The sequence below is a fragment of the Allobosea sp. LjRoot9 genome (genome assembly GCF_964252745.1).
Classification (GTDB): domain Bacteria; phylum Pseudomonadota; class Alphaproteobacteria; order Rhizobiales; family Beijerinckiaceae; genus Allobosea.
The window spans coordinates 1-702 of the sequence record NZ_CAXUPC020000025.1; the positions used below are offsets into that span (position 1 = coordinate 1).

Annotated in this window: 1 protein-coding gene; it reads right to left on the minus strand. The window is 65.4% G+C overall.

Going from position 1 to position 702, the window contains the following annotated elements:
• On the minus strand, window positions 1-605 hold a 605-nt coding region (locus ACSQ3P_RS31670), incomplete at its 3' end, for an IS256 family transposase (RefSeq protein WP_436169383.1).
• Window positions 606-702: the final 97 nt, after the last annotated feature.

Below are 702 nucleotides of genomic sequence, written 5' to 3' on the forward strand. Positions count from 1 at the left end.
GCCTCGGACGGGCCGATATCCATGCCCAGCACCTCGCGCCTGCCGTCGCTGTTGACGCCGACGGCGACGATGACCGCGACAGAGACGATCCGGCCGGCCTGGCGGACCTTCACATAGGTCGCATCGATCCAGAGATAGGGCCAGTCGCCCTCGATCGGCCGGTCGAGGAAGGCCTGCACCCGTTCGTCGATCTCCTCGCAGAGCCGCGATACCTGGCTCTTCGAGATGCCGCTCATCCCCATCGCCTTGACCAGGTCATCGACTGAACGCGTCGAGATGCCCTGGATGTAGGCCTCCTGGATCACGGCCGTCAGCGCTTTCTCGGCCATGCGACGCGGCTCGAGGAAACCCGGGAAATACGAGCCCTTCCTCAGCTTCGGGATGCGCAGCTCGACCGTACCGGCGCGCGTCTCCCAGTCACGCTCGCGATAGCCGTTGCGCTGTGCCAGGCGCTCCGGGCTCTTCTCGCCCAGGCCTGCGCCGGTCAGGCCGCTGACCTCAAGCTCCATCAGGCGCTGGGCGGCAAAGCCGATCATCTCGCGCAAAACATCCGCATCAGGGCTCTTCTCCAGCAGCCCGCGCAGGTTCATCATCTCGTCGGTCATCGGTGGATCTCTCGGTTCGGGGTTGGTCGTCGCAACCCAAACCTAACCGGCAACCGCCGATGACCACCTCACCTACACCACGTGACGGGACACGACC